This is a genomic window from Kitasatospora sp. NPDC043949 (genome assembly GCF_056435365.1).
The window spans coordinates 1-5,580 of the sequence record NZ_JBWKEQ010000045.1; the positions used below are offsets into that span (position 1 = coordinate 1).

Here is a 5,580-nt window from a genome sequence, read left to right on the forward strand (position 1 = left end):
GAAGCTAAGCCTTACAGCGCCGATGGTACTGCAGGGGGGACCCTGTGGGAGAGTAGGACGCCGCCGAACAATTATTCCGAAAAGACCCCCTCCCGGACGGGAGGGGGTCTTTTTGCGTTTCCGCGGCTTTGGAACTTCAAGGCCTCAGAGCTGGAGCTTGAATCCGACGTGCGACGGGACGAAGCCGAGCTTCTCGTAGAAGCGGTGGGCGTCGGTGCGGGTCGCGTCGGAGGTGAGCTGGACGAGGTCGGCGCCGAGTTCGCGGGAACGCTCGATCGCCCACTGGATCAGTTCGGTGCCGAGGCCGCTGCCCCGCTCGTCGGCGTGGATGCGGACGGCCTCGATGACGGTCCGGGTGGAGCCCTTCCGGGAGATGCCGGGGATCACGGTCAGCTGCAGGGTGCCGACGGTCCGGCCGGCGCGCTCGGCGGCGACCAGGTGCTGGTGCGGGTCGCCGTCGACGCGGGCGAAGGCGGCACGGTACGGGGTGAGGTCGTCGGGGCTCTCGCGGGTGGCACCCAGGGCGTCGTCGGCGAGCATGGCCACTAGCGCCGGCAGGTCCTCTGCGGTGGCCCGGCGGATCGTCAGGTCAGTCATGATCAGAGGATAGGCGCGCCCTGTTTCCCCGCACCTCCGCCGCCACTGCCCGTAGAGCCCCCTCAGGCCCCTTCTCGGGGGTGATTTGCCGTCACTCCCCGGGCTTGGCACTGGTGATGACGGCGAAGACGGCGCCGTGCGGGTCGTGGAACTGGGCGAGGCGGCCCACGCCGTGGACGTCCATGGCGGGGATCCGCACGGTGGCCCCGAGCTTGTCGGCGATGGCGAGGCTGGCGTCCACGTTGGGAACCTCGAAGTAGGGGAGCCAGTGCGAGGTGGTGCCGCGGGCGGTCTGTTCGGGGCCGAGCTGCATGATGCCGCCGTGGGCGTCGTCGCTGCCGGCGCCGGCGGGGGTGAGGACGGTGTAGGAGGTGCCTTCGAGCGGCACGTCCTGTTCCTGCCAGCTGAAGACGGTCCGGTAGAAGGTCTTGGCGCGTTCGGCGTCGACGCTGTAGCACTCGGCCCAGCAGAGGCTGCCCTCCTCGTTGACGACCTCCAGGCCGTGGGTGTCGTGCGGCTGCCAGACGGCGAACTCGGCGCCGGTCGGGTCGGTGTAGCCGGCCATCCGGCCCGCGGTGAAGACGTCGAAGGGGGTGAACCGGACGTGCCCGCCGGCCTGTTCGACGAGTTCGGTGGTGCGGTCGGCGTCGAGGGTGGCGAAGTACAGCGTCCAGGCGGGCAGGGAGCCCTCCTCGGCGAGCGGCCCGAGGGCGGCGACCGTCCGGCCGTCGAGCTGGAAGAAGCCGTACCCGCCGGCTTCGGGGCCGGCCGGGTCGAAGGTCCAGCCGAACAGGGCGGTGTAGAAGTCGACGGAAGCCCGGGTGTCGGGACTGCCCAGGTCGAGCCAGTCGGGGGAGCCGGGGCGGAAGGAGGTGTTGAGCATGGGCACTGCTCCTCGGACGGGGCCCGTACGGGCGCGATCGTGCCCCCCTGCCCGTCCCAGCCTGGCACCTCGGCGGGGGCGCTGCACGGCGGGGCGCTGCTCGGCAGGGGCCCGGAGGCGGTCCCGCCGCGGGGGTGGTCCGGCGCGGGTGCGGGCTTGTCGTGGCCGGGCGGTACGGTGCGTAACGAAAGGTCCACCCGTACCGGTCGAAGGGGGTTCCGGTGGCCAGGCAGGCGCAGTCGGGGCAGGAGGCGCCGCGCCAGCTCGCGCAGGTCGAGGGCGTGCTGGAGCGGATCACGTACGCCAACGAGGACACCGGTTACACGGTGGCCCGGGTGGACACCGGTCGGGGCGGGAACGACCTGCTGACGGTGGTGGGCGCGCTGCTGGGAGCCCAGGTGGGGGAGTCGCTGCGGCTGCACGGGCGGTGGGGCTCGCATCCGCAGTACGGGCGGCAGTTCACGGTGGAGAACTACACGACGGTGCTGCCGGCGACGGTGCAGGGCATCCAGCGGTACCTGGGTTCGGGGCTGATCAAGGGGATCGGGCCGCGGTTCGCCGAGCGGATCGTGGAGCGCTTCGGGGTGGACACCCTGGAGGTGATCGAGAACGAGCCGGGCCGGCTGATCGAGGTGCCGGGGCTGGGGCCGAAGCGGACGAAGAAGATCGCGGCGGCCTGGGAGGAGCAGAAGGCCATCAAGGAGGTGATGGTCTTCCTCCAGGGGGTCGGGGTGTCGACCTCGCTCGCGGTGCGGATCTACAAGCAGTACGGCGACGCCTCGATCGGAGTGGTGAGGAACGAGCCGTACCGGCTGGCGTCGGACGTGTGGGGGATCGGCTTCCTGACGGCGGACCGGATCGCCCAGGCGGTGGGGATCCCGCACGACAGCCCGGAGCGGGTGAAGGCGGGGTTGCAGTACGCGCTGTCGCAGAGCAGCGACCAGGGGCACTGCTACCTGCCGGAGGAGCGGCTGATCGCGGACGGCGTGAAGCTGCTGCAGGTGGACGTGGGCCTGGTGATCGACTGCCTGGCGGAGCTGGTCGCGGCGGAGGGGGTGGTGCGGGAGTCGGTGCCGGGGGAGGCGGGCGAGGCGATCACCGCGGTGTACCTGGTGCCGTTCCACCGGGCGGAGATCTCGCTGGCCAACCAGCTGCTGCGGTTGCTGCGTTCGGATTCCGACCGGATGCCGTGGTTCGGCGGGGTGGACTGGCCGGTGGCGCTGGAGTGGCTGGCGAAGCGCACCGGGGCCGATCTCGCGCCGGAGCAGGAGCAAGCGGTGCGGCTGGCGCTGACCGAGCGGGTCGCGGTGCTGACGGGTGGTCCGGGCTGCGGCAAGTCGTTCACGGTGAAGTCGATCGTGACGCTGGCGCTGGCCAAGCGGGCGAAGGTGGTGCTGGCGGCGCCGACCGGGCGGGCGGCGAAGCGGCTGGCGGAGCTGACCGGGGCGGAGGCCTCGACGGTGCACCGGCTGCTGGAGCTGAAACCGGGCGGGGACGCCGCGTACGACCGGGACCGGCCGCTGGACGCCGATCTGGTGGTGGTGGACGAGGCCTCGATGCTGGATCTGATCCTGGCGAACAAGCTGGTCAAGGCGGTGCCGCCGGGGGCGCACCTGTTGTTCGTGGGGGACGTGGACCAGCTGCCGTCGGTGGGCGCCGGCGAGGTGTTGCGGGACCTGCTGGCGGAGGGCGGCCCGATCCCGTCGGTGCGGCTGACCAGGATCTTCCGGCAGGCCCAGCAGTCGGGGGTGGTGACGAACGCGCACCGGATCAACGAGGGGAGGCCGCCGCTGACGGACGGTCTGCCGGACTTCTTCCTGTTCGCGGAGGACGACGCGGAGCTGGCGGCCGGCCTGACGGTGGACGTGGTGGCGCGGCGGATCCCGCAGCGGTTCGGCTTCGACCCGCGGCGGGACGTCCAGGTGCTGGCGCCGATGCACCGGGGTCCGGCCGGGGCGGGGAACCTGAACACGCTGCTCCAGGGGGCGGTGACGCCGGCCCGGGAGGGGCTGGCGGAGCGGCGGTTCGGCGGGCGCACGTTCCGGGTGGGGGACAAGGTCACGCAGGTGCGCAACAACTACGACAAGGGGCGCAACGGGGTCTTCAACGGCACAGTGGGAGTGGTGACCGCCCTCAGCGTGGACGACCAGCGGTTGACGGTGCTCACCGACGAGGACGAGGAGGTGCCGTACGACTTCGACGAACTGGACGAGCTGGCCCACGCGTACGCGGTCACGATCCACCGCTCGCAGGGCAGCGAGTACCCGGTCGTGGTGATTCCGGTCACCATGTCCGCTTGGATGATGCTCCAGCGAAACCTGCTCTACACCGCTGTGACCAGGGCCAGGAAACTGGTGGTACTGGTGGGGTCACGGAAGGCGATCGCCCAGGCCGTGCGAACCGTCAGTGCAGGTCGACGGCATGCGGCGCTCGATCATCGACTGGCAACTGGATGATTATCCAACAGGATGGTTGCCTCTAATGTTCTCTTGACGTGAAGAGATTTACGGCAGAGCCTAGGGTGGTGCCGATCTTGTCCGGTTCGTACCGGCTGCGGCAGCAGGTTTTGTAGGGGCGGGCCCTTTCGGGCCACCCCGGGTGCGCGGCTGTCCTCCAGATGGGGGATGGTAGAGACAGTCAGGGCACCTTGGAAGAGGATTCATTTCGTCGGTGAGGAAGACGTGAGCGACAACTCGGTAGTACTGCGGTACCAGGACGGCGAGTACGAGTACCCCGTCGTCGAGAGCACTGCGGGCAACGCCGGCTTCGACATCTCGAAGCTGCTCCCGCAGACCGGCCTGGTCACCCTGGACAACGGCTTCGGTAACACCGCCGCGTACAAGTCCGCGATCACCTTCGTGGACGGTGACAACGGCATCCTGCGGTACCGCGGCTACCCGATCGAGCAGCTCGCAGGGCAGGGCGGCTTCATCGAGACCGCGTACCTCCTGATCAACGGTGAGCTGCCCAACGCGGTCCAGCTGGCCGAGTTCAACCGCGAGATCACCCAGCACACCCTGCTGCACGAGGACGTCAAGCGCTTCTTCCAGGGCTTCCCGCGGGACGCCCACCCGATGGCCATGCTGTCCTCGGTGGTCGGCGCGCTCTCCACGTTCTACCCGGAGAGCCACAACCCGTTCGACGCCGGCCAGCGCCACCTGTCGACCGTCCGCCTGCTCGCCAAGCTGCCGACGATCGCCGCCTACGCGTACAAGAAGGCGATGGGCCAGCCCTTCGTCTACCCGCGCAACGACCTGAGCTACGTCGAGAACCTCCTGCGGATGACCTTCGCCGTCCCCGCCGAGGACTACGAGCTCAACCCGGTGATCGTCAACGCCCTGGACAAGCTGCTCATCCTGCACGCGGACCACGAGCAGAACTGCTCGACCTCCACCGTGCGCCTGGTCGGCTCCAGCCACGCCAACCTGTTCGCCTCGATCTCGGCGGGCATCTCGGCGCTCTGGGGCCCGCTGCACGGCGGCGCCAACCAGGCCGTGCTGGAGATGCTGGAGAGCATCCAGAAGGACGGCGGCGACGTCGACGCGTTCATCACGAAGGTGAAGAACAAGGAAGCCGGCGTCAAGCTGATGGGCTTCGGCCACCGCGTCTACAAGGCCTTCGACCCGCGCGCCGCGCAGGTCAAGCTGCTCGCGCACGAGGTCCTCGGCCAGCTCGGCAAGAACGACGAGCTGCTGAACATCGCGCTCAAGCTGGAGGAGCACGCCCTCAAGGACGACTTCTTCATCTCGCGCAAGCTCTACCCGAACGTGGACTTCTACACCGGCCTGATCTACCGCGCCATGGGCTTCCCGACCAGCATGTTCACCGTGCTGTTCGCCCTCGGCCGGCTGCCGGGCTGGATCGCCCACTGGCACGAGATGATCAACGACCCGACCAGCCGGATCGGCCGTCCGCGCCAGATCTACACCGGCGCCGAGATCCGCGACTACGTCGCCCTCGGCGACCGCTGACGCTGCACCCGGAAGGGGGGGGGGGGGGGGGGGGGGGGGGGGGGGGTGTGGGGGTGTGGGGGGGGGGGGGGGGGGGGGGGGGGGGGGGGGGGGGGGAAGAGGGGAGGAGGGACGTATGGGGGGGGGGAG

The 5,580-nt window shown here is 69.9% G+C and carries 4 protein-coding genes and 1 rRNA gene; 3 read left to right on the forward strand and 2 right to left on the reverse strand.

Translation table 11 applies throughout. The features are described 5' to 3' along the window. Positions 1-69 (forward strand): 5S ribosomal RNA (rrf, locus tag AC07AL_RS29280); the annotation flags it as partial. 75 nt (positions 70-144) lie between these two features. On the opposite strand, the gene AC07AL_RS29285 is transcribed toward rrf, so the two are convergent. Further along, a complete protein-coding gene (locus AC07AL_RS29285) occupies positions 145-597 on the reverse strand; it encodes a GNAT family N-acetyltransferase (RefSeq protein WP_363588566.1) in 453 nt (150 codons plus the stop codon). Between the two features lie 91 nt (positions 598-688). Then, on the reverse strand, positions 689-1,480 hold the full coding sequence (locus tag AC07AL_RS29290) for a VOC family protein (RefSeq protein ID WP_363588568.1): 792 nt from the start codon (positions 1,478-1,480) through the stop codon (positions 689-691). Positions 1,481-1,701: 221 nt separating this feature from the next. On the opposite strand from AC07AL_RS29290, the gene recD2 reads away from it, so the two are divergent. Further along, entirely contained in the window at positions 1,702-3,936 is a 2,235-nt protein-coding gene (gene recD2, locus AC07AL_RS29295) for an SF1B family DNA helicase RecD2 (RefSeq protein ID WP_363588570.1), read from the forward strand. Between the two features lie 225 nt (positions 3,937-4,161). Next, the gene (locus tag AC07AL_RS29300) at positions 4,162-5,451 is read left to right on the forward strand and encodes a citrate synthase (RefSeq protein ID WP_363588572.1); all 1,290 of its coding nucleotides are present in this window, start codon (positions 4,162-4,164) and stop codon (positions 5,449-5,451) included. Positions 5,452-5,580 lie beyond the last annotated feature (129 nt).